Source organism: Streptomyces lunalinharesii (assembly GCF_039532155.1).
Classification (GTDB): Bacteria; Actinomycetota; Actinomycetes; order Streptomycetales; family Streptomycetaceae; genus Streptomyces; species Streptomyces lunalinharesii.
In genome coordinates this window covers 169,843-193,232 of sequence record NZ_BAAARK010000002.1, presented here as the reverse complement: position 1 = coordinate 193,232, position 23,390 = coordinate 169,843, and the positions used below count along the sequence as shown (strand labels likewise).

General features: G+C 74.0%; 17 protein-coding genes. 11 read left to right on the top strand and 6 right to left on the bottom strand.

Features of this window, described 5'->3' with window-relative positions; all coding sequences use genetic code 11:
* Window positions 1-18: 18 nt before the first annotated feature.
* Window positions 19-903: a DUF4184 family protein gene (locus ABD385_RS04890; protein ID WP_344573697.1), complete on the bottom strand. Its 885-nt coding sequence runs from the start codon at window positions 901-903 to the stop codon at window positions 19-21.
* A 179-nt stretch (window positions 904-1,082) separates the two neighbouring features.
* Between ABD385_RS04890 and ABD385_RS04885 the strand changes: the two genes are divergently transcribed.
* The 3 genes from ABD385_RS04885 (at window position 1,083) to pgfA (ending at window position 4,278) form a co-directional block, all read left to right on the top strand.
* Window positions 1,083-2,918 (top strand): lytic transglycosylase domain-containing protein, encoded by a 1,836-nt coding sequence (locus ABD385_RS04885; RefSeq protein ID WP_344573696.1) that lies wholly within the window; start codon window positions 1,083-1,085, stop codon window positions 2,916-2,918.
* Window positions 2,919-3,075: 157 nt separating this feature from the next.
* Window positions 3,076-3,210, top strand: a complete 135-nt coding sequence (locus ABD385_RS04880; RefSeq protein ID WP_103377210.1) for an SPW_0924 family protein — start codon at window positions 3,076-3,078, stop codon at window positions 3,208-3,210.
* 72 nt (window positions 3,211-3,282) lie between these two features.
* The gene (gene pgfA / locus ABD385_RS04875; RefSeq protein ID WP_344573695.1) at window positions 3,283-4,278 is read left to right on the top strand and encodes a cell envelope lipid trafficking protein PgfA; all 996 of its coding nucleotides are present in this window, start codon (window positions 3,283-3,285) and stop codon (window positions 4,276-4,278) included.
* 144 nt (window positions 4,279-4,422) lie between these two features.
* Here pgfA and hrpB read toward each other — a convergent pair whose 3' ends face one another.
* Both hrpB and ABD385_RS04865 read right to left on the bottom strand, forming a co-directional pair.
* Window positions 4,423-7,014 (bottom strand): ATP-dependent helicase HrpB, encoded by a 2,592-nt coding sequence (gene hrpB / locus ABD385_RS04870; RefSeq protein WP_344573693.1) that lies wholly within the window; start codon window positions 7,012-7,014, stop codon window positions 4,423-4,425.
* Between the two features lie 65 nt (window positions 7,015-7,079).
* Window positions 7,080-7,913, bottom strand: coding sequence for a methyltransferase domain-containing protein (locus ABD385_RS04865; RefSeq protein WP_344573692.1), 834 nt, complete (start codon window positions 7,911-7,913; stop codon window positions 7,080-7,082).
* Between the two features lie 371 nt (window positions 7,914-8,284).
* Here ABD385_RS04865 and rpsA point away from each other — a divergent pair, with 371 nt between their 5' ends.
* Window positions 8,285-9,796: a 30S ribosomal protein S1 gene (gene rpsA, locus ABD385_RS04860; protein ID WP_344573691.1), complete on the top strand. Its 1,512-nt coding sequence runs from the start codon at window positions 8,285-8,287 to the stop codon at window positions 9,794-9,796.
* Window positions 9,797-9,947: 151 nt separating this feature from the next.
* Here rpsA and ABD385_RS04855 read toward each other — a convergent pair whose 3' ends face one another.
* Window positions 9,948-10,952: a right-handed parallel beta-helix repeat-containing protein gene (locus tag ABD385_RS04855; RefSeq protein ID WP_344573689.1), complete on the bottom strand. Its 1,005-nt coding sequence runs from the start codon at window positions 10,950-10,952 to the stop codon at window positions 9,948-9,950.
* 322 nt (window positions 10,953-11,274) lie between these two features.
* On the opposite strand from ABD385_RS04855, the gene ABD385_RS04850 reads away from it, so the two are divergent.
* The 4 genes from ABD385_RS04850 (at window position 11,275) to ABD385_RS04835 (ending at window position 14,137) form a co-directional block, all read left to right on the top strand.
* Window positions 11,275-12,222: a PAC2 family protein gene (locus ABD385_RS04850; RefSeq protein ID WP_344573688.1), complete on the top strand. Its 948-nt coding sequence runs from the start codon at window positions 11,275-11,277 to the stop codon at window positions 12,220-12,222.
* Window positions 12,223-12,459: 237 nt separating this feature from the next.
* Window positions 12,460-13,050, top strand: a complete 591-nt coding sequence (gene coaE, locus ABD385_RS04845; protein ID WP_344573687.1) for a dephospho-CoA kinase — start codon at window positions 12,460-12,462, stop codon at window positions 13,048-13,050.
* A 23-nt stretch (window positions 13,051-13,073) separates the two neighbouring features.
* Window positions 13,074-13,511, top strand: coding sequence for a cupin domain-containing protein (locus ABD385_RS04840; RefSeq protein ID WP_344573685.1), 438 nt, complete (start codon window positions 13,074-13,076; stop codon window positions 13,509-13,511).
* A 209-nt stretch (window positions 13,512-13,720) separates the two neighbouring features.
* Entirely contained in the window at window positions 13,721-14,137 is a 417-nt protein-coding gene (locus ABD385_RS04835) for a tetratricopeptide repeat protein (protein WP_344573684.1), read from the top strand.
* Between the two features lie 70 nt (window positions 14,138-14,207).
* Here ABD385_RS04835 and ABD385_RS04830 read toward each other — a convergent pair whose 3' ends face one another.
* Window positions 14,208-14,513: a DUF6343 family protein gene (locus ABD385_RS04830; protein WP_344573683.1), complete on the bottom strand. Its 306-nt coding sequence runs from the start codon at window positions 14,511-14,513 to the stop codon at window positions 14,208-14,210.
* Between the two features lie 46 nt (window positions 14,514-14,559).
* Complete coding sequence (locus tag ABD385_RS04825) at window positions 14,560-16,323, bottom strand: UvrD-helicase domain-containing protein (RefSeq protein WP_344573682.1); 1,764 nt, start codon at window positions 16,321-16,323, stop codon at window positions 14,560-14,562.
* A 569-nt stretch (window positions 16,324-16,892) separates the two neighbouring features.
* Here ABD385_RS04825 and ABD385_RS04820 point away from each other — a divergent pair.
* The 3 genes from ABD385_RS04820 to ABD385_RS04810 are packed head-to-tail and all read left to right on the top strand — an operon-like array spanning window position 16,893 to window position 23,355.
* Complete coding sequence (locus ABD385_RS04820) at window positions 16,893-19,907, top strand: DEAD/DEAH box helicase (RefSeq protein WP_344573681.1); 3,015 nt, start codon at window positions 16,893-16,895, stop codon at window positions 19,905-19,907.
* Window positions 19,904-21,406 carry an SWIM zinc finger family protein gene (locus tag ABD385_RS04815; RefSeq protein WP_344573680.1) on the top strand — a complete coding sequence of 501 codons (1,503 nt, stop codon included), beginning with the start codon at window positions 19,904-19,906 and terminating at the stop codon, window positions 21,404-21,406. The genes ABD385_RS04820 and ABD385_RS04815 overlap by 4 nt, the downstream gene beginning before the upstream one ends.
* Window positions 21,403-23,355, top strand: coding sequence for a helicase-associated domain-containing protein (locus tag ABD385_RS04810; protein WP_344573679.1), 1,953 nt, complete (start codon window positions 21,403-21,405; stop codon window positions 23,353-23,355). The genes ABD385_RS04815 and ABD385_RS04810 overlap by 4 nt, the downstream gene beginning before the upstream one ends.
* Window positions 23,356-23,390: the final 35 nt, after the last annotated feature.

Sequence of the window (23,390 nt, the reverse complement as noted above, 5' to 3'; positions counted from 1 at the left end):
TCTTCCCGGACCGCCGCGTCAGGCGGCCCCGGCGCCCGCCGGCCGCCCGGGCGCGGTCCCGTCCACCGCGGCACCGTTCCGCCGGGCCCTGCGGACCACCAGGCGGAAGGCCGCCGCACAGGCCAGCAGCCCCGGTGCGAGCCCGGCGCCCGCCCCGAAGAGCAGGTCCGGCAGGTAGTCGAACCACCCCACCGCCGCCCCGTGGACGGCGTACGCCCGCACCGTGCGGTAGCCGGCGCCCAGCAGCACCCCCAGGACGACCGGAGCGGCGAGCAACAGCCGCAGCCGCAGCGACAGTTCGGGAACCGCACGTCCCGCGCCGCCGTCGCCCGCCGCAGGACGCCGCCGCAGCGCCGTCCACAGGAACCACCCGATCCCCACCAACGCCAGCGCCGAGGTCCCGTACTGCACGTACATCGCCAGCGGACGGTCCCCCACCACCGTGTTGAGCGCGGGAACCAGCCGGGTGCCCCAGCGGCCGGGATGGGTGAAGGCGTCCCACACCACGTGGGACACCGAGCCGAGCACCGCCGACACCGCGAACCACCCCACCAGCGCCGCCCGTTCGCGCAGCGTCCGCGGCCGCCGTGCCCCGCCGCGGACGAACGCCCCGAGCCGCTCCCGCCCGGCCGGCGGCAGCAGCGCCGGCAGCGGCGCGCGCACCAGCCGCCAGCCGCCGACCAACACCGCGGTGAGCAGCACGTCCACCGTCACCACACCGACCGGGGCGTGGGTGACCGAACCGAACGCCATGCCCCCGGGAACCACGGTGCCGGCGTAGTACGTCACGTCCGGTGCGAACGAGCCGGCGACCAGCGCCGAGGCGACCAGGGGACCGCGCGCCGCGCCGGTGCGACGGACGAGCGGCAGGACCGCGGCGGCATGGCTCAGGGTGAACGGCATCTGCCCCTCCTCGATCGATTCGGATCATTATGTGGCCGATGGGAGTAGTAGCTGTGCGGCCCGAGTTGTCGTAGTGTCGCCGCAGCTGAGGCGCTGGGGAGCGCCCTACGGCGGCACGCACGAAGGGCCGGGGATCCGGCGCCGTGCGCGCGACAGTCGACACGGAGGGGACACCAGGTATGGCAGCCACATTCCGGCGGCGGCTCCACAGGGGAGCGGCCTCGACGGCGGTGGCAGCGGCGGCGCTGGCCGCGCTGACCGCCTCCCAGGCGCCCGGTGCCGCGGAACACCCGGCCGGTCGCGCCGACCGCAGCCCCGCGCCGCCCGCGGACACCCCCATCGACGGCGGTTCGTCGTTCTTCACCGACGCGCCACCCCGCAAGACCCCCACTCCACCGCACAGTTCCGGCCATCCCGGCGGCACCGGCACTCCGGTGCACGGCCCGTCCCAGGCCGGCATTCCGGCCACCGTTCTGGCCGCGTACAAGAAGGCCGAGTCCGAGCTCCGCGCCTCCGACCCCGGCTGCCGGCTGCCCTGGCAACTCCTCGCAGGCATCGGCGAGGTGGAGTCCGGCCACGCCCGGGGCGGCGCCGTCGACGCGGCGGGCACCACGCTCCGGCCGATCCTCGGACCCCAGCTCAACGGCAACGGCTTCGCCCTGATACCCGACACCGACCACGGTCGCTACGACGGTGACACCACCCACGACCGTGCCGTCGGGCCGATGCAGTTCATCCCCTCCACCTGGTCCCAAGGGGGTCCGGGCGGTACGGGCTGGGGCGCCGACGGCAACGGCGACGGCGTCAAGGACCCCAACAACGTCTTCGACGCCACCCTCGCCGCCGGCCGCTACCTCTGCGCCAACGGCCGCGACCTGTCGGTCCAGGCCGACCTGGACCGGGCCGTCCTCGGCTACAACGACTCCCGCGAGTACCTGCAACTGGTGCTGTCCTGGTACGGCTTCTACCAGAAGGGCACGTTCGAGGTCCCGGACGGCAAGGGCTCGCTGCCCGTACACCGCGGCGGCGGCACGGCCCACACCGGTGGCGGCACCGCGAAGGGCGACCGCGGCGGCGCGAAGGACGCCCCGACCGCCCCGGGCGGCACGGCCGGCCGGACGAAGCCCGACGGGTCGGCCGTCCCCGGCGGTCCGTCCGCACCCCACGGCTCCACCGGCCCCACCCACGGCGACGGCACCGGCACCCCCACGCCCGCCCCGAAGCCGACCCCGGACCCGAAGCCGACGCCCAAGCCCACCCCGACGCCCACGAAGCCCGCCCCGCTCACCGCCCTCGAAGCCGTCGGCGACGCGGACGGCAAGGCCCTCACCGCCACCGCGGGCACCGACTTCGCCACCGCGCCCCGGATCCGCGCCAAGGACGCCGACGGCAAACCGGTGGCTGGCGCGCGCATCCGCTTCACCCTCACCGGCACTACCGGCACCCGCTTCCCCGGCGGCGCCACCGAGGTCACCGTGACCACCGACAAGGACGGCCTGGCCACCGCCCCGACCCTGCACGCCGGTGACACGGCCGGCCCGTTCACCGTCCGCGCCACCGCCGTCGACCGCACCGTGCGCCCCGTCGACCTCGCCGGCACCGTCACCGCCAAGCCCGCGCCGAAGGCCGACGCGCTCGCCCGGACCTCCGACGAGGCGTTGACCACTACGGCCGGCGGCGCGTACGCCGACGACGCCGTCCGGATCAAGGCCACCTACCGGGGCAAGGTCGCCGCCGGGGCCGCGGTCACCGCCACCCTGATCACCGACGACCCGAAGAAGCCCGTCGAGAACGACCGCGGCCCCTACTTCAAGGACCCCAAGGCCACCGGCGCCGACAAGGACAAGCCGGTCCGCGCCCTCACCGGCCTCACCACCGACGCGGACGGCCTGCTCACCCTCCCGAAGATCTACACCGACACCCACGCCGGCACCTTCCGGCTCCGGCTGACCACCGCCGACGGCGCCGTGCTGATCGTCACCCTCACCGTCACGGCACCGGCCGCCGCCTCCTGACGGACCGGCCCCGGCCGCACCACCACCGGCACCACCACCGCCGCCCCGCCCGTTCACCGGGCGGGGCGGCGGTGAAACGTGTTCTCATCTCGACCGCCCGTTGCTACCGTGCCCCCGCCCTGACGCTGCATCAGTCCAGTTCCCCGGGAGGACGGCCATGCGCGCCCTGATAGCAGCCGCGGTCGGCCTGGCCGCGGCGCTCGCCCTCATCTTCACCGTCACCGCCATCGGCGCCCCCGAGGGCCGGACCTCCCCCAAGCCGCTGTTGACCACCGTCCCTGCACACCCCTGAGGGAGGGCCGCCACCGCCATGCGCCGAACCCCGCCCGGCAAAGGGGCGCACCCGTCAAAGCCGCCGAGAGGGATGCGCCGCACCGCGAGCCTCGTCCTGCTCGGCCTCGCCGCCTTCTTCACCGCCCTGTCTCCGCTGATGCGGTGGTACGCCTTCCCCCGCCTCGCCAAGATCCCGCCCAGCCAGTACCAGGACATGGTGCTGGAGGCCCGCCCCGCCACCCTCCTCGACTACGGCACCATGAAGGCCCGGCAGGTTCCCAAGGTCACCATCGTGCAGACCCTCAAGGGCAACGTCGCCGAGGCCCACCGGGTCGAAGCCGGCACCGGCCGCGACGTCGTGGTCTGGGACGCGCTCTCCTACGTGGCCGGGCCCGACGGCAAGATGGTCTCCGAGATCCCCGAGCGCTACGTCTTCGACGCGCACTCCCAGGATCCGGTCCACGCCGCCGGCGAGATGGTCGACGGCGACCCCGTGCGCCGGTCCGGCATCGAGTTCAAGTGGCCGTTCCTCACCGAGAAGCGCGACTACTCCTACTTCGACCCGCAGACCCGCACCTCCGCCCCCATCCACTACAAGGGGACCCGGACCTTCCACGGCCTCCAGGTCTACTACTTCGAGCAGACCATCCCCTGGACCAAGGTCCCGCTCCCCAAGAAGATGCCGGTCAAGGGCATCACCCCGCAGGCCGTCGAGAAGATGGGCACCACCCGCTGGTACTCCACCACGCGGATGTTCTGGGTCGACCCGGTCACCGGAGCCCCGGTCAACGGCGAGGAGATCCACAAGGAAGAGCTGCGCGGCGGCCAACTGCTGCCCGGCGGCGGCAAGGTCACCGCCTTCGCCGGTCACGTCAAGATGCGCGCCGACTACGTCGACGCCACGCTGTCCCTCGTCACGTCCCAGCGCACCCTCGTCCTGCTGCTCACCAGCTACCTCCCCTGGGGCTTCCTGGGCCTGGGCGCCGTCCTCCTCGCCGTCAGCCTGCACCTGGAGGCCCGCGGCCGACGGCCCCGCCCCGACCCCGCGCCACCGGCGACCGAGGGCGTTGTCAGTGGTGCGTCGTAGCGTGGAGACATGACGCCGACGAACCGACCGCACCGCCCCCGAACGCCCTGTGCCGAAAGGGAGTTGACGCGCCCCGCAGCTCGGAGAGGGCGGGGCGCACGAGACCGTCCGCCGCGCAGCGGGGCCGCCCCGCCCGGCGGGCCCTCACCCCCGCCGCAGCCGCGCCGAGGTGTGCCGGGTCGCCTCGGCCGTCGACGGGTCCTCCGGCCAGGGATGCTTGGGGTAGCGGCCGCGCAACTCCGCCCGGACGGACCGGTAGCCGTCCCGCCAGAAGGAGGCCAGGTCCGCCGTGACCGCCGCCGCCCGCCCGGCCGGGGACAGCAGGTGCACCAACACCGGCACCCGCCCGCCCGCCACCCGCGGCGACTCCCGCAGCCCGAACAACTCCTGCAACTTGACGGCCAGTACGGGCTGCTCGCCCTCGTAGTCCACACGGACCCGGGACCCGCTCGGCACCTCGATCCGCTCCGGCGCCAGCTCCTCGAAGCGCACCGCCTCACCGGTCGCCCACGGCAGCAGCCGGGGCAGCGCCTGGCCCGCGTCCACCCGCGCCAGGTCGGCCCGCCGCCGCGCCCGCCCCAACTCCGGCCCCAGCCAGTCCTCGACGCGCTCCAGCAGCGCCGCGTCCGACACGTCCGGCCACGGCGCGCCCAGCTCCCGGTGCAAGAAGGCCATCCGCTGCCGCACCGCGGTCGCCCCGGCCGTCCACCGCAGCAGCCCGAGCCCCTCCCGCCGCAGACCGTCGACGACCGCGTCCCGCAGCAGCGCCGGATCCGGCGTGGTCAACGGCCGGGCCGTCAACTCGATCGCGCCCAGCCGGGACACCTGCCGGGCCACCACCTCCCCGTCCGCCCAGTGCACTTCCTCCCCGGCGGCGTACAGCGCCCCCGCCGCGGCGCGGGCGGTCTCCTCGTCGAGCACCGCCGCGAGCCGGATCCGCGCGGACGCCGCGGTGACCGGCCGGTCCGCCACCGCGACCGCCAGCCAAGGGGCGTCCCGCAGTCGCGACCCGTCCCCGTCCCGGCCCCCGGCCAGCTCGGCGCCGGTCCCGGACGCCATCAGGTAGCCACCGGCGCCGCGCGCCCGGGCCACCCGCTCGGGGAAGGCCAGCGCCGCGATCAGTCCCGCCACCGCGTCGTCGGACCCGGTGCCCCCGGCGGTCGGCTGCGGTCGCTCGCCGTCCTCCCGCGCGGGTCCCGTGTCGGTCGTCGCGAGCCGTCGCGTCTCCTGCCGCCACCGCGCCGCGTAGGCGTCACCGCCCCGGCGCGCGGTGCGCCACGCGGCCGCCAGGTCGTCCCCGTAGGACCGCGGCGGCTCCTCGCTGAGCAGCGCCACCACCTCCGCCGCGCGCCGTGCGCCGACCTCGGCCGCGCCGTCCACCAGCGCGCGGGCCAGCCGCGGGTGCAGCCCGAGCCGCGCCATCCGCACGCCCCGTCCGGTGGACCGGCCCGCGCCGTCCACCGCGCCGATCGCCGCCAGCACCTCCTGGGCCGCGGCCAGCGCCCCGCCCGGCGGCGCGTCGAGCAGCGCCAGCCCGCTCGCCGTCGGATCGCCCCAACAGGCCACCTGGAGGGCGAACGCCGTCAGGTCGGCGACCTTGATCTCCGGGTCCGGGAAGCGCGGCAGCCGCGCGTCCTCCGCCTCGGCCCAGCAGCGGTAGACCACCCCGGGCTCCTGCCGCCCGGCGCGTCCGGCCCGCTGCCGCCCGGCCGCCCGCGAGGCCCGCACGGTCGCCAGCGCACTGAGCCCGCGCGCATGGTCCCGCCGCGGCACCCGCGCCAGCCCGCTGTCCACCACGGTCCGGACCCCCGGCACGGTCAGACTCGACTCCGCCACGGAGGTCGCCAGGACCACCCGACGCACCCCGTCCCCTCCGGCCAACACCGCGTCCTGCACCTCGGCCGGCGCCCGCCCGTGCACCTGGAGCACCTCGGCGTCCACCCCGGCCAGCTGCCCCGAGACCCGCGCGATCTCCCCGACGCCGGGCAGGAAGCACAGCACGTCACCGCTCCGCTCGTGCAGCGCCCGCCGCACCACGGCGGCGACGTGCGCCAGCAGTGCCGGATCCACCCGCATCCCGTGTGCCGGCGCGACCGGCCGCTCCGGCGGCGCCCACACGATGTCCACGGGGTAGGAGATCCCGTCCGCCGCCACCACGGGCGCCGGCTCCCCGTCGCCGCCCAGCAGCCGCGCCCACCCCTCGGCGTCCGTCGTCGCGGAGGCCGCCAGCAACTGCAACTCCGGACGCAGCGTCGCCCGGACGTCCAGCAGGAAGGCCGCACAGGTGTCGGCGTCCAGATGCCGCTCGTGGCACTCGTCCAGCACCACGACGTCCACCCCGGCCAGCTCCGGATCGCGCTGCAGCCGTTGCAGCAGCACCCCGGTGGTCACCACTTCCACCGCCGTGCGGGGCCCGACCCGCCGCTCGCCGCGCACCGTGAAGCCCACGCGGTCGCCCACCCGCTCGCCGAGCAGCCACGCCATCCGCCGGGCCGCGGCGCGGGCCGCGATCCGGCGCGGCTCGGCGACGACGACCCGCCGCCGTGGCCCCGCACCGGTCAGCCCGGCGAGTTCCAGCGGCACGAGGGTCGTCTTGCCGGTGCCGGGCGGCGCGCACAGCACCGCGGCACCGGCGGTGTCGAGGGCGCTGCGCAGCGCGGGCAGCGCGCTGCGGACGGGCAGCTGGGCGAGGGCGGCACCGGGCGTGCCCGCGGCCGGAGAAGGGGGGAGGCTCACCGTTCCAGTCTGCCGCCCGGCAGGAGGGCGCCGGCTGGCCGCCCCACTGCGCTGCGGCCCGGCCCCTACGCCCGGTCCGCCGTGCAGACGAAGATCGCCGTCCCCGGAATCAGCTGCCCGCGCAGCGGCGACCAGCCGCCCCACTCCTGGGCGTTCCAGTCCGGCCACTCGGGTTCGACGAGGTCCACCAGCCGGAAGCCGGCGGCCACCACGTCCCGCACCCGGTCACCGACCGTGCGGTGGTGCTCCACGTACACCGCCCGCCCGTCGTCGCCCTGCTCGACGTAGGGCGTGCGGTCGAAGTAGGAGGCCGCCACCGACAGGCCCTCCGGCCCCGGCTCGTCCGGGAACGCCCAGCGGATCGGATGGGTCACCGAGAACACGAACCGCCCGCCCGGCCGCAGCACCCGCCGGACCTCGCGCAGCACCCCCACCGGATCGGCGACGAACGGCAGCGCCCCGTAGGCGGAGCACGCCAGGTCGAAGCTGGCGTCGCGGAACGGCAGGGCGCCCGCGTCCGCCTGCACGAGGTCGAGCGGGCCACCGGTGTCGTCGCCGGCGATCCGCAGCGCGTGCTGGAGCTGCCGGTGGGAGAGGTCCAGGGCCACCGGCAGCGCTCCCTGCGCCGCCAACCAGCGGGAACACTGCGCCGCCCCGGCACCGATCTCCAGGACCCGCCGGCCCTTCAGCTCTGCGGCCGGCCCCAGCAGTGCGGCGTCCGCTTCGTCGAGCCCCTCCGGGCCCCATACGAAACGGTCGTCCCCGAGGAAGCCGCCGTGTTCCCTTTGGTAGTCGTCCGCGTTGCGGTCCCACCAGCCTCGGCTGGCCCGGCTGCTCTCGGCGTCCGAGGCGTCACGGCGGGTCGCCTCCGGCTCGTCGTCCTTCGCGTATTGGCTCATCGCGCCCGTCGTCGTAGTCTTCGCTGTGCTTGTCGCAGCGGGGGACTGTGAGGTCGTACGACCTCGCGGAACATCGCGTGCGCCGGTTATAGGGCGTTCTCTCCCTGGTGTGCGCCTTTCGCGCATTGACCCTGTCCGGCTGCCCCCGTATGCTACAAGTTGCGCTGCGGGCCTGCGTGCCTCGGACGGAGTAGGCCGCGCTCGCATCTGTATGAATGTCCCCTCGGTTTTGAGGCGCTTCAGGTTGCTCCGTTTGCGGGGCCTCCGGAGGATGCGCCTTAGACGCTGTCCGGTCTGATGCAGATGGCGATACGGGCTCTCGGCGTAGCAGTACCTACGACTTCAATGTCCGTACCGGAGCCCTTTCCCACATGACGAGCAGCACCGAGACCACCGCCACCACCCCGCAGGTTGCGGTCAACGACATCGGTAACGAGGAAGCTTTCCTCGCCGCGATCGACGAGACGATCAAGTACTTCAACGACGGCGACATCGTCGACGGCGTCATCGTGAAGGTCGACCGGGACGAGGTCCTGCTCGACATCGGTTACAAGACCGAAGGCGTCATCCCGAGCCGTGAGCTCTCGATCAAGCACGACGTCGACCCCAATGAGGTCGTCGCCGTCGGTGACGAGATCGAGGCCCTCGTCCTCCAGAAGGAGGACAAGGAAGGCCGCCTGATCCTCTCGAAGAAGCGCGCCCAGTACGAGCGTGCCTGGGGCACCATCGAGAAGATCAAGGAAGAGGACGGGATCGTCACCGGTACCGTCATCGAGGTCGTCAAGGGTGGTCTCATCCTCGACATCGGCCTCCGCGGCTTCCTCCCGGCCTCCCTGGTCGAGATGCGCCGTGTCCGCGACCTTCAGCCCTACGTGGGCAAGGAGCTCGAGGCCAAGATCATCGAGCTGGACAAGAACCGCAACAACGTGGTCCTGTCCCGCCGTGCCTGGCTGGAGCAGACCCAGAGCGAGGTCCGCCAGACCTTCCTCACCACCCTCCAGAAGGGTCAGGTGCGCTCCGGCGTCGTCTCCTCCATCGTCAACTTCGGTGCCTTCGTGGACCTGGGTGGCGTCGACGGTCTCGTCCACGTCTCCGAGCTGTCCTGGAAGCACATCGACCACCCCTCCGAGGTCGTCGAGGTCGGCCAGGAGGTCACGGTCGAGGTCCTGGACGTCGACATGGACCGCGAGCGCGTCTCCCTGTCGCTCAAGGCGACCCAGGAAGACCCGTGGCAGCAGTTCGCCCGCACCCACCAGATCGGCCAGGTCGTGCCCGGCAAGGTCACGAAGCTGGTGCCGTTCGGTGCGTTCGTCCGCGTGGACGAGGGCATCGAGGGTCTGGTCCACATCTCCGAGCTGGCCGAGCGCCACGTGGAGATCCCGGAGCAGGTCGTCCAGGTCAACGACGAGATCTTCGTCAAGGTCATCGACATCGACCTCGAGCGTCGTCGCATCAGCCTCTCGCTGAAGCAGGCCAACGAGTCCTTCGGTGCCGACCCGTCGGCGGTCGAGTTCGACCCGACCCTGTACGGCATGGCCGCGTCCTACGACGACCAGGGCAACTACATCTACCCCGAGGGCTTCGACCCCGAGACCAACGACTGGCTCGAGGGCTACGAGACGCAGCGCGAGGCCTGGGAGAACCAGTACGCCGAGGCTCAGCAGCGCTTCGAGCAGCACCAGGCCCAGGTCATCAAGTCCCGCGAGGCCGACGAGCAGGCTGCGGCCGAGGGTGCTGCCGCTCCGGCGGCCGGCAGCCAGGGCGGCGGCGGCAACGTCTCCGGTGGCTCGTACTCCTCGGAGTCGGCGGACAACTCCGGCGCCCTGGCGTCGGACGAGGCCCTTGCCGCGCTCCGCGAGAAGCTGGCCGGCGGCCAGAGCTGAACGGTTCCCACCGTCAGCGCTAGCCGGTTGAGGTAGCTGAAGACGTGAGGCCCGCTCCCTTCGGGGGGCGGGCCTTCGTCATGCCGTGGGGCGCCGGCCCGGGAGGTCCGGGGGCCGTTGGGGCGCGCGGTGGTTGCGGCCGAGGTGCTCGTCAGCCGACCGGGATTCCGGGGTTGGCGGTGCCCCGGCCGCCGGTGACCGTGTTGTCGCCCGCGATGGTGACCGGGCAGTCGCCCGCCCGGTAGTTGGTGATGTTGAAGCCGTAACGGCCCGAGCCGGTGGCGCCGCTCAGATCGGACCGGTTGCCGCGGAAGACCGCGCCGCACCCCCAGCCCGGTTGTTGGGTGTGGGTCTCGTAGCCGTTGTTCGTGGTGTGGATGCCGGTGTTGTCCTCGACGAGGACCCCGTTGCCCTTGATGTCCACCCAGGAGTCGTCGAAGTTGGCGCCGGTCAGGCCGCTGCCGTCGAAGGTGTTCCCGATGAGCTTGGCGCCGGTCGTGCCCTCCTTGATGTCGACGTTCTCGCCGCCGATGCCGGGGCCGATGGTGTTGTTCAGGACCTGCACGTTGTCGCTCTTGTCGTCCGTGCCGCCCGTGCTGCCCACGTAGACGCCCTCGCCCATCCCCCGACCGTCCTTGCCGGTGTCGCGGATGGTGGAGTTCCGGATGATCCCGTCCTTGCTGGACGAGCGGAAGTGCACGCCCTCCATGGTCAGGTCCTGGACGGTGACCGCGTCGAGCACCACGCCGTTCGCGGCGTCCGTCACGATGCCCTTCTGGCCGCCGGTGACGGTGAGCCCCTGCACGGTCCAGTACGACGCCCCGTCCAGGTGGAGTCCGTAGCCGCCGCTCGCCGTGAGCACGGCCTTCGACGAGCCGGTGAGCGTGATCCGGGAGGTGGCGCTGCCGGTGGTGGAGGCCGCGAAGTTGCCGCGGTAGGTGCCGTCGGCGAGCCGGATGGTGTCCCCGGGGCGGGCGGCGGCCAGTGCGCTCTTGAGCTGCGCCGCGGTCGAGACGTCGACCGCGCGGGAGAGGGAGGGGGCCGAGGAGACAGCGCTGAGGGTGGGGGCGGGTGCGCCCTGGGCGGTGGTGGTGAGGGCGCAGGTGGCGGCCAGGAGCGCGGTGGTGGCAAGGGTGATGAGGGGGCCGGTACGCATTCAACTGCCTTTCCGTATATGAACGTTGGGCGGCAATGTGAATCGCTGGAGCGGTGGTGAAGCTAGAGGTCCGGACCAAGGAGCGTCAAGAGGCAGCACGGGGATGCGCGGGGCGAGCCGGCGGGGGCGTGGGGTTCAGCGACGTGAACGGGTGGCGTGGCGCGGTGGAGTGCCGGGCGGTGTGGGACGGGAGATGAGGGAGTGGGGCTGGGGGCGTGGGGCTGGCCCGGGCCTCCGGAACCGGAGAGCGGAAGGCCGGGGCGGGAATGCCCGGGGGTGTCCGGGGTGTTCTTGCTCATGGACACGAGGAGGAGCGGTCACTGTGTTGGATCCCCAGGGGTTGTACGAATGGGAGCCGAGCGGGCTCGCGGCGGTCGAGGCGATCACTGCCAGGGATTCCGCCGGCCTGGTGCTGCTGTACCACTTCGACGGCTACATCGACGCCGGTGAGACCGGCGACCAGATCGTGGAGAGGCTGTTGGACGGCCTGCCGCACCGGGTGGTGGCCCGGTTCGACCACGACCGGTTGGTCGACTACCGGGCGCGCCGCCCGCTGCTCACCTTCGAACGGCACCGTTGGACCGCGTACGAGACGCCGCGCATCGAACTCCACCTGGTCGAGGACGCCACCGGTGCCCCCTTCCTGCTGCTGTCCGGGCCCGAACCGGACGTGGAGTGGGAGCGGTTCGCGGCGGCGGTCCGGCAGATGGTGGAGCGGCTGGGCGTCCGGCTGTCGGTCAACTTCCACGGCATTCCGATGGGCGTCCCGCACACCCGGCCCGTGGGGCTGACCCCGCACGGCAACCGCACGGACCTGATGCCCGGGCACAGCAGCTTCTTCGACGAGGCCCAGGTGCCCGGCAGCGCCGAGTCCCTCATCGAATTCCGGCTGGAAGAGGCCGGGCACGACGTCCTGGGCGTGGCGGCGCACGTTCCGCACTACATCGCCCGGTCCGCGTATCCGGACGCCGCGCTCACCGCCCTGGAGGCGGTGACGGCCGCCACCGGGCTGGTGCTGCCGAGCGCCGCGCACGCACTGCGCACGGAGGCGCTGCGCACGCAGGAGGAGATCGAGCGGCAGATCTCCGAGGGCGACGAGGAACTGGTCGCCCTGGTCAGTGGCCTTGAGCACCAGTACGACGCGGTGGCCGGGGCCGAGACCCGGGGCAGCCTCGTGGCCGAGCCCGTGGAACTCCCGTCGGCTGACGAGATCGGCCGCGAGTTCGAACGCTTCTTGGCGGAACGCGAGGCCGAGGGCGGCGGGGCGTGAGCTGAGGCGGATGCCGTGAGTGTGGTTTAGGGAGAGGGTGCGGTCGGTCGTGGGGTGGTAACTGTCGCTCGGAGGGCGCCGGTTGGTTTCCGCCGCACCGAGCGGTCGGCGGTTTTCCGCTCCCCTCCCCGTATGCGGTGGGATGCGGTCCTGTTGGTGGGAGGCGAGGTTCCCCCCCCGTGCGCGGGGCGCCGCCCGGACGTCCCGCTCGTGGTGCCGGCCGTATAGCGTGGGGCCATGGTGAAGGTGGGGCTGACCGGCGGGATCGGTGCCGGCAAGAGTGCAGTGTCGCGGTTGCTGGCGTCGTACGGCGCGGTGATCGTGGATGCGGACAAGATCGCACGCGAGGTCGTCGAGCCGGACACACCCGGACTCGCGGCGGTGGTCGCCGAGTTCGGGAAGGACGTCCTTACGCCGGACGGCACCCTGGACCGGCCCAAGCTGGGTGCGCTGGTCTTCTCCGACCCCGAGAAGCTGAAGGCGCTCAACGCGATCGTGCACCCGCTCGTCGGCGCGCGGTCCGCCGAACTCGAAGCGTCGGCCGGGCCGGACGCCGTGGTGGTGCACGACGTGCCACTGCTGACGGAGAACGGCCTCGCCCCGCTCTACGACCTGGTGGTGGTCGTCGACGCGACGCCCGAGACGCAGTTGGACCGGCTGGTGCGGCTGCGCGGCATGACCCCGGACGAGGCGGCACAGCGAATGGCCGCGCAGGCCAGCCGCACGGACCGGCTGGCCGTCGCCGACCTGGTGATCGACAACGACGGGCCGTTGGAGGCGCTGGAGCCGCAGGTCCGCGAGGTGTGGGAGCGCCTGCGGGGCGCCTGAGGTCGGACGATAGCCTCACCGCCATGACAACTACCGAGCTTGATCCCAAGTCCCCGGCCACCGGCCCCGAATCGGCTGCCGGGGCCCCCGGTCCGGCAGCCGATCCCGCTCCCGCGTCGTTCGTGGTGAACGTCCCCGGCCTCGCGGACGCCGACCTGGAGCCGGAGCCCCACGACCCCGAACAGATCGTCTCCGGGGACCCGGTGGTGACGGGCAAGGTGCTGTGGGAATCACCGGACGGTCGCCAGATCCGGGGCATCTGGCAGATCACACCGGGCGTGGTGACGGACACCGAGGCGAACGAACTCTTCGTGGTCGTCAGCGGACGGGCCACCATCGAGGTCGAGGGCGGCCAGGTCCTGGAGGTGGGACCGGGCGACGCCTGCGTCCTGCGCGAGGGCGACCGCACGCGGTGGACGGTGCACGAGACGCTGCGCAAGGCGTACCACATCAGCCTCTAGCGGTGGTGCATCGGCGTCAGCGTGAGGGGCTGACGTCGGTGTGGGACGCGCCATGGATGGCTGGGCGCCCCGGCGGGACGAGTCCGCCGGACCGGGGAATGCGGCAACGGACCCAAGTGTTAACGACGTCGTTGTTGCACCGCACAGAACGCCGTACGGAGCATGGTCCTTGGTGGCCAGCCCGGCGACACCCGGAGAGGAGACGGCCCGTGCACCAGCGCAGTCCCGAGACGAACGTCATCGACTACCGTGCCGCGGAGCAACTGCTGACCGCCCGCGACCCGCGCGGCGCGATCCGGTTGCTGGATTCCGTCATCACCGCACACCCCGAGAACACCGCCGCGCGCCTGCTGCGCGCTCGCGCCTTCTTTCTCTCCGCCCAACTCCGCCCCGCGGAGCTGGAGTTCCAGATCGTGCTGGAACGCGAACCGGACAACGCCTTCGCCCACTTCGCCCTCGGCCGCACCTTGGAGCGCGCCAGCCGGCCCGACGAGGCCCTGCGCCACTTCCGCCTGGCCGCGGCTCTGGAACCGCGCCCGGAGTTCCTCCGTGCCGCACGGTTCGCCCAGGAGCCGGTCGATGGCGGTCACGCGAGTGGTCCGGACGACGCCGTCGGGGAGTCCTAGTCCTCGTCCTCGTTGGACGTGTGGGTCGTCCGTCGGGTGGTGACGGCCGGGGCGGTCGCGCTCGCTGTGGCTACGGTCTGGAGTCGCGCCGCCGCCCGGCCGGCGTGCGTATCTCGTTGCGACCGTGATCGGGTTCGTAGGGCGGGATGTTCCTGCCGGGTTGGTAGTGCGGCCCCTGATGGATGTGCCGGATCACCATGCCGAGGTCGGTCAGTGCCACTGCGGCCAATGCGGCGCAGGCGGCCGCCCACTGCGGCCGGCCGGCCATGACGAACGCCACGGTGCCGGCGACGGCCCACAGCAGCCCCCACAGCGCCAACCCGCACCGCATCCGTAGCGGACTGCGTGCGTGCAGCGGCTCATCACCCGAGCGCATCGCCAATCATCTCCTCTCTCCAGCATCCTCCTGATCGCTACGTGCGTCACGTGCCTGATCGCCGCCCTCCTGCCCGGGTGGCCGCTCCCGGCACGCTGTCTCTCTGCGCCTGGCCGGCCCTGGCGGGACTGCCGCGTCGGGTGGGTCTGGCAGGTCTGACGGGTGTCGTGGGTATGGCGGATTCCTTGGGGTGCGGTTCGGGCGCTTTCTCCTTCGGCGTGTGGGCGCCGTCGTGCGCGGCTCCGATGTGCACGGACTCCCGCGGCGGGGGTTTCCGGCTCGTCGTGGGAGGGGTCGTCGGCCCTCGGAGCGGCGGCGGGGTGCTTCCGCGGTGTGGATCGCCTGCCGGGTGGGTGTTGAGCCATGAGAGTCCGCCGATGTCGAGCTGTGAGCGGGCTCGGGTCACCGCGACGTAGGCCAGGCGGGCCTCGTCGAGATCGATCGGGCCGGGCAGGGGTGCGCCGTCCTCGTCGCGCTCGTCGAGGTCATCGGGCCCGGTGAAGTCGTCCGCGATGCGTACGCTCGCCCACTCGCGGCCCTTCGCCCGGTGTGCCGTGGACACTGTGACCTGCGCGGACCGCTCGGGCGAGAGCTGCTCCATGGCACGGAGCACCGCGTCCGGCCCGTGGTCGTCGACGAGCTCCACCAGGGGCAGCAGATCGCGGCCGGCGGGATCGCACTCCGCGTACTCGCGGAGTTCGGACCAGGTCTCGAAGAGCACCAGCTCGGGGTGAGCGGTGCGGCGCCCTGAGGCGAGGTCGTGCGCGGCGCGGGCCAGGGCGCTCAGCGTCTCTCCGCCCCCGGCGAGGGCGACCCGCAGGTTCGCCTCCAGTTGCCGTATCACTTCGATCATGGCGCCCACGTTCGTGCGGCACAAGATCGCTTCGGGTGCGGGGAGGCGGCACAACTCGGTCTTCTGCCGGGCCGACCCCGTGAGACGGATGGGCGCGCCGACGATCGTCAGCCAGCGGTTGGCCTCGGCCGCGAGGGCGGGACCGAACCGGAAGGACCGGGTGAGGCCGAGGTGCGTGCCGTCGAAGCCGGTCATCACGTCGCGAGCGCCGCGCCAGCCGTAGATGGCCTGTGCCGAATCCCCGACGAGGACCAGCTGCGCGTGATCGCGCTGTGCGGTGAGGACCTGCTCGACGACCGGATTGGTGTCCTGCGCCTCGTCGAGGAGGAGGAAGTCCGCGGGGATGACGGGGGCGCTCAGGGCCCACATCTTGAGGTAGTGGTCGTGCTCGAAGCGGACCACGCCGTGGTCCGGTCGCTGGAGATCGGCCCATGCCTTGCGGGCGTACGGCAGGACGTGGCCGGCGAGTTGGGCGTGCAGCGGCTCGCACTCGGCGCCGCGCAGTGGCGGGACGTGGTGGTGGGCGATCTCGGCGTCGGCGGACTGGCAGAAGCGGGCGACGGTCCGCAGGACGGCGTAGGAGAGGGCCCTGTTGTCGACCTTGCGGGGGCCGATGCGTAAGCACGTCCCGTCGTCGATCCCGAGGGCGGCACCGGTGCGCCAGCCTGCCCGGCGCGGGGCGTTGAGCCGGGCTCGGTAGTGCCGGCCGACCGCGCCGTACGCGAGGGCGTGGGCGGTCCCGCAGCGCACCTCGGCGGGGAAGGTCCGGGCGGCGTGGTGGGCGACGGCGCGGTTGAAGGCGAGGTAGCGGCCGGTGCGGCGCTGTCGGCGGGCGACGTGCGCCAGCATCGCCAGGGTCGTCGTCTTGCCGGTGCCGGCGCCGGCCTGGATCACGAGGTGGGCGCCGGTCGGTAGGGCTTCGGCGGCGGCGGTCTGTTCGGAGGTCGGGGCGTGCATGGGGGCTCCTGGTGGGTGGGGACTGCCGGATGGTGTCGGGATCAGTGGTGGCCGGTGCGGTGCGCGCCACCGCGAGCGGCTTCGTCACTGAATGTAATCGAATCGCGCTGGCGGTGGGTGCGGTGCGCCAGGGCTGTGGATAACTTCTTCGGGAGTTTCCCCATGCCCTGCGTGGAGTGCCGTCCGGGGTGAATATTTGCTGGTCAGGAGATCTATGTGAGGTGTGGAGGGGTGGGGTGTGGTGCGGCGCTCGCGCTTCGCGGGCGGCTGCGGGTGGGGGGATTGTCAGTGGTCTCTGCTTTCCTCGACATCACGCAGAGCCGCGACGACGCAAGCGGCGCGGACGGCCGAGACGGACGACGGGAACGGGCGGGGGAGCAGCGGGACGGCCAGGCAGGGGAGCGCGCCGCAGCCGGTTGCGAGCGTCGCGGCGCCGCAGGACGACGGGGGAGGACGACATGACGGCGACCGTAGACTCGCAGGTCGGGGAAGCAGCAGAACGAGGCCGGGCGCGACGGGCCCGGTGGGCGCCGGGACCGGCGCGGAAGGACCCGAGGACAGGGGATGGCATGGCGAGCTGGCAGGAGGCACCCACCGGGGCGCCCCGGCCGTCGACCGTCCCTGCCGCCGGTGCGCCCAGAGCGGTCGCGGTGCCCGAGGGGGGAGCCGGCCACCCGGCCGTGACCGTCGAGGGCTGTGCCGCCGTCTTCCTGCCCGCCAGCCCACCGCGCGCGGGGACGGTCGCCTTCTGGCGACCGGACGGCGGGCCGCTCCCCGATGCCGTGGCCGGAGCCGCCGAGGCCGGCAGCGGCCGGGACGCGACGTCGGTCGGCGAGGTCACGCGACTGACGGTGGCCCGCCGCCACGGCGCCGGGGCGCGGAGCCGTACGGTGCCCGCACTGGTGGTCCCGCTCCCCGCGGCCATTCCGCTGCTGACCCGCGCCCGGCACGCTCCGGACGCCCACCCGGCCGCGTCCTGCTGGGGCGCGGCCACCCTGCACGCCCTGCACCTCGTCGCCCGAGGCAAGCTGCTGCCCGGTCTGACGGGCGCGGACGTCGACGCCTGGCGGGCCGGCCCGCTCGACCCCGACGACGTCGCGCACCTGCGGGCCGTCGCCGCCGCCATGCCCGGCGAGGCGTACGCCGTACCGCTGCCCGGCAGCCGACCGCTCCACTTGCCCGATCCGGCCGTCCTGGTGCGGCAGTTCGTGGACGCCGTCGTCGACACCCTGCCGCGCACCCCGGCGGCGGCGCTGGTGGCCGGTGCGCCGTTCGCCGCCCCGGCGCCGCAGCATCTCCCGGCCGCCCGGGAGTGGGCGGCCGAGGTCGCAGCGGGCGTCGACGCCGGGGTGCGGCTCTCGCTCCGCCTCGACCTCGCCCCGCACCAGCTCTTCGACGCGGGAGAACGAGCGCAAGAGAGCGACGCGACGCACGGGGACCAGGGCGACGAGGTCGAAGAAGGCGCGGCGCCGTACACCGGAGCCTCGGGCGAACGCCGAGCGGCGGCGGCCGTCCTCCAGGTGCAGAGCCTCACCGATCCGACCCTGGTGGCCGACGCCCGCCAGCTGTGGGAGGGCGAGGCGCCCGACGCCTTCGGCCCGCGGCCCCTCGCCGACACGCTCCTTGCGCTGCGCCGGGCCGCCCGGTTCTGGCCTCCGCTCGACCGCCTCCTGGAGCGCCCCGTCCCCGATGTGCTCCCGATCAGCGAGGACGAGCTGTCCGAGCTGCTGGGCGCTGCCGCACCCCGCCTCGCCGCCGCCGGAGTGGCCGTCCACTGGCCCAGGGAACTGACCCGCGGCCTGACCGCGACGGCGGTGCTGCGCCCCGCGCCGGGGTCGGCGGCGGACGGTTTCGGCTTCTTCGACGCCGATCAGCTGGCCCAGTTCCGCTGGCAGGTGGCGATGGACGGGGTGCCGCTGAGCGAGGCGGAGATGGACGTGCTCGCCGAGGCGCACCGCCCGGTGGTCCGACTGCGCGACCAATGGGTCCTGGTCGACCCCGCGACGGTCCGCAAGGCGCGCAAGCGCGAACTGGGCTACGTGGACCCCCTCCGGGCGCTCGCCACGACGCTCGACGGCACCACCGAGGTGGACGGCGAAGAGGTCGAGGTGGTGCCCCTGGGCGCGCTCGCCGCCCTGCGCGGCCGACTCACCACCCAAGCGGGCCCGTTGCCGCAACCGCCCGGTCTCCGCGCGACCCTGCGCGACTACCAACTGCGCGGCATGGCGTGGCTCGACACGATGGTCTCCACCGGGCTGGGCGGCTGCCTGGCCGACGACATGGGCCTGGGCAAGACGATCACCGTCATCGCGCTCCACCTGCACCGGCTGCCCACCGCCCCCGTCCTGGTCGTCTGTCCCGCCTCCCTCCTCGGCAACTGGCAGCGCGAGATCGAACGCTTCGCCCCCGGCACGCCCGTGCGCCGCTTCCACGGCGCGGGCCGCAGCCTCGACGGCGTGGACGGCGGATTCGTGCTCACGACCTACGGGACGATGCGCAGCAGCGCCGCCGAACTCGCCGACCGCGCCTGGGCGTGGATCGTCGCCGACGAGGCGCAGCACGTGAAGAACCCGCGGTCCTCGACGGCGCGGGCGCTGCGCGGCATCAAGGCTCCGGCGCGGATCGCCCTCACCGGCACGCCGGTGGAGAACAACCTGTCCGAGCTGTGGGCGCTGCTGGACTGGACGACCCCCGGACTCCTCGGCCCGCTCAAGACGTTCCGGGCGCTGCACGCCCGGGAGGTCGAGGGTGGTGAGGACCCACGGGCGGCGGAACGGCTGGCCAGACTGGTGCGTCCGTTCGTCTTGCGCCGCAAGAAGTCCGACCCCGGGATCGCGCCCGAGCTTCCGCCGAAGACCGAGACGGACCACCCGGTTCCGCTCGGACGCGAACAGGCCGCGTTGTACCAAGCAGTGGTGCGCGAGACCCTCGCGAGGATCGAGGGCGCCGAGGGGATGGCGCGGCGCGGCCTGGTGATGAAGCTGCTCACCGCCCTCAAGCAGATCTGCAACCACCCGGCGCAGTACCTGAAGGAGACCGCCCCCGGCCTCGCCGCGCGCTCCGGGAAGCTGGAACTCCTCGACGAACTCCTCGCCACCATCCTCGCGGAGGGCGGCGCCACCCTGGTCTTCACGCAGTACGTCAGCATGGCGAAGTTGCTCGAACGCCACCTCGCGGGCCGGGGGATCCCCACCCAACTCCTGCACGGCGGGACCCCGGTGGCCGAGCGGGAGAGGATGGTCGACGACTTCCAGTCGGGCCGGGCACCGGTCTTCCTGCTGTCCCTGAAAGCGGCCGGCACCGGCCTGAACCTCACCCGCGCCGGACACGTCGTCCACTACGACCGCTGGTGGAATCCGGCGGTGGAGGAGCAGGCCACCGACCGGGCCTACCGCATCGGCCAGACCCAGCCCGTCCAGGTCCACCGACTGATCACCGAGGGCACCGTCGAGGACAACATCGCCCAACTCCTCGCCGCCAAAAGGGCCCTCGCGGACGCGGTGCTCTCCGGCGGGGAGGGCGCGTTCACTGAGCTGTCCGATGCCCAACTCGCCGATCTCGTCTCCCTGAGGAGGACCGGATGAGCCCGGGACACCGGCGCCGGACCGGCAGCCCCGGGCGCGCCGCCGCGGCGGACCGGTTGGTCCGCGCCGATCGGTCCCGCACCTTCCCGCCGCTGCCCGAACCGGACACCACGGAGGGACCGGACGCCTCGGGCGCGCGATCCTGGTGGGGCGGCGCCTGGCTGGAGGCGCTGGAGGCCAGCGCCCTCGACGGCGCGCGCCTCGCCCGCGGTCGCGCCTACGCCCGCGACGGTCGCGTCGACACGATCAACGTCACCCCGGGCCGGGTGATCGCCACGGTGCGGGGCAGCCGACCCCGCCCGTACAGCGCCGAGGTGCGGATCACGACGTTCACCGAGCAGGAGTGGGACGCGCTCCTGGACGACGTCGCGGCCCACCCCGACCGGCTCGCCGCGTTGCTGGCCAAGAAGCTGCCCCGGGCCCTGGCCGAGGGGGCGGTGCGGCTCCTCCCGGGGCCGGGGGAGTTGACGCCCCGGTGCTCCTGCCCGGACAGCGGTCGGCCCTGCAAGCACGCCGCCGCGCTCTGCTTCCAGGTGGCCCGCCTGCTGGACGCCGACCCCTTCGTCCTCCTGCTGATCCGAGGCCGGGGCGAGCGGGAACTCCTCGACGAGCTCGCGCGCCGCAACGCCGACCACGGCGCACGGGAGAGCCGGGGACGGGCCTTCGCACCCCCCGGTGACTCGGCCGGCGGGCCCGCCGCCGCTGACCTGCCGGGACCGGTGTCCGCATCGGGGGCCGATGCGACCGCGCCCCGAGGAATCCCCGGTTCGGTCCCGGCCCCGTCGGTCGTCGAACGGGCCGCGGCAGCCGCACCTACCGTGGCCGCGCCCCGCGGGGTGCTCGCCCGGGAGGCCCTCGTCGACCGGCCCCGCCCGCCGCTACCGCCGCCCGCCGCGGTGCCGGCACAGCCCGGCCAGCCGCCGGCCCTCCCGGACGCCGGCGGGCTGCCCTTCGACGCCACCGTCCTGGAACTCGTCGCGGCCGATGCCGCCGCCCGCGCCCACGCCCACCTGTCCGCCGCAGGGACCACGGGGCCCGACGGCCCGGCCGGCCCCGGCCCGTTCGCGACGCTGCCGCCGTGGGAGGACGCGGTACGGCTGGCCGCGACCGCCCATCCGACGGCCGGTCTGACCGCCACGACCCGCGCGCTCTACCGCGACGTCGCGGCGGCGACCGGCCGGCACCCCACCGACATCGCACGTTCCGTCGCGGCCTGGCGGCAGGGCGGTGCCGAGGGGCTCACCCTCCTGGAAGACGCCTGGAATCCCCCGGCCGGCGATTTCGACCGGGCCCGCAGCGCCCTGCTCGCCGCCGGCCTGCCGGGGCTGCGCCCCCACCACAATCGCCTCACCGACGCCGACCGCGGCATCCAGCTGCGGTTCGGCCACGACAACCGCTGGTACCCCTACGAATCCGAGCCCGGCGCCCAGGAGTGGTGGCCCGCCGGCCCCGCCGACCCGGACCCCGTAGGCGCCCTCACCACCCTGTTGGCGCGATGACTACCCTCAACGTCGTGGAAGGTCTCGACGCACTCACCCGCTCCCTCGCGCAGCGCACCCCCGAACAGCTCGCCGCACTGCTCACCCGCCACGCCGAGCCGCTCGCCCGTCGCCCCGCGCCCACCGAACTCCGCGGACTGGCCGGCGCGTTGTGGTCCTACGAAACCCTCCACCACGTGGTGCTGCACCTCGATCACCCCAGGTTGCAGGTGCTCGCCACCACCGCGCGCATCAGCCAGGAGCGGGCCGCCCGGGACGCGGCCGCCCCCGCCGCCCCGGCTGCGGGCGCCGACTACCAGTCCCTGATGGCCCACCGGCTGTCCTTCCCCCAACTGGCCAGCGAACCCGTCCCGCCCGCGGACGTGCACGCCGCGCTGGGCGCCACTGCTCCCGGACCGGCGCGGACCGCCGCCGAAGCGGCGCTGGCCGCGCTCTGCGCCGACGGCCTCGCCGCGGTCACCGAGGACGGCGCCGTCGTCGTCCCGCCGCGGGTCCCGCAACTCCTCGCGGCCCACGACCTCGGCCCGTTCGCCCCGCACGCGCCGACGTCCGTCCCCGAGGGCGCCGAGCCCCCCGGCGTCCAACCGGACGCCGCTGCCCCACCCGCCCCTCGGACCTCGCCGCACGATGAATCCCAGGCGGCCGCGGCACAGTTGGCCACTACGGTGGAGCGCCTGCTCTCCGCCCTGGCCACCGAGCCCGCCACGCTCCGCAAGTCCGGCGGACTGACCGTGCGCGAACTCAAACGCCTCGCCAAGGCGGCCGGCGCCACCGAACCGCACACCCGGCTCCTGCTCGATCTCGCCCTGGCCGCCGGCCTGATCGCCCTGACCCGCAGCCCGTCGGGGATCACGGCACTGCCCACCCACGCCTACGACGACTGGCTCGCCTGTCCGCCCGGCGCCCGCCTGGCCCCCGTACTGGCCGCCTGGTATGCCCTGTGGGACGTCCCCACCCACACGCCGTTCGGCGAGACCCCGACCGCCCTGGTCCGCGGTCACGACCGGTACGCCCCGGCCCTCCGGCACGCCCTCCTCGCCACACTGGCGGACGTCCCGCCGGGCGCCGGCGAGACACTCCCGCCGCTGCCGGAGGCGTCGGCGGACGAGGCCGCCCACGCGTCCCTCCAGCACCTGCTCCGGGCGGCGGACTGGCACCGTCCGCTCGCCGTCACCGAGCAGCCGTCGGCGCCGGAGCGCGCCGCCCACACCCTCCACGAGGCGGCCTACCTCGGCCTCACCGCCCACGGCACCCTCACCCCCCTCGGCCGGGCCCTGCTGAGCGACCCGGCGGACCTCGACGCGCCGCTCCGCGACCTCCTGCCGCCCCCCGTCGAACAGGCCCACTTCCAGGCCGATCTGACCGCCGTCGTGCCCGGTCGCCCGGCCCCCGCGCTCGCCGGACTCCTCGCCTCCGCCGCCGACCGGGAGTCCGAGGGCCACGCCGTGACCTGGCGCTTCACCCCCGGCTCGGTCCGCCGCGCGCTGGACTCCGGCCACGCCGTCGACACCCTCCGCGCGGCCCTCGCCGCCGTCTCGGCCGCCGGCCCCCTGCCGCAGCCCCTCGACTACCTCCTGAAGGACACCGCCCGCAGCCACGGCCGGATGCGGGTCGTGCCCACCGGCTGCTGCATCCGCTCCGACGACGAGGCGCTGCTCGCCGAACTCGCCGCCCACCACGCCCTGCGCGAGCTGGCGCTGCGTGCCCTCGCGCCGACCGTCCTGGTCAGCGGCCGGCCGCCGGCCGCCACCCTGGACGCCCTGCGCGCTGCGGGCTACGCCCCCGCCCTGGAGTCCGACACCGGCGCCGCCACCGTCGAACGGCTCCCCAGCCACCGCACCGCAGCCCCCGGTCCCACCCGCGCCCCGCAGGCCACGCTCGCCCTCGCCCGGCGCCTCCTGGGGCACCAGGCGGAGTGCGCGGAGAGCCGCGCACCCGGCGGCCGTTGATCCGGTGCCGCGCCGCGGTATGTGGCCGCTGCGGC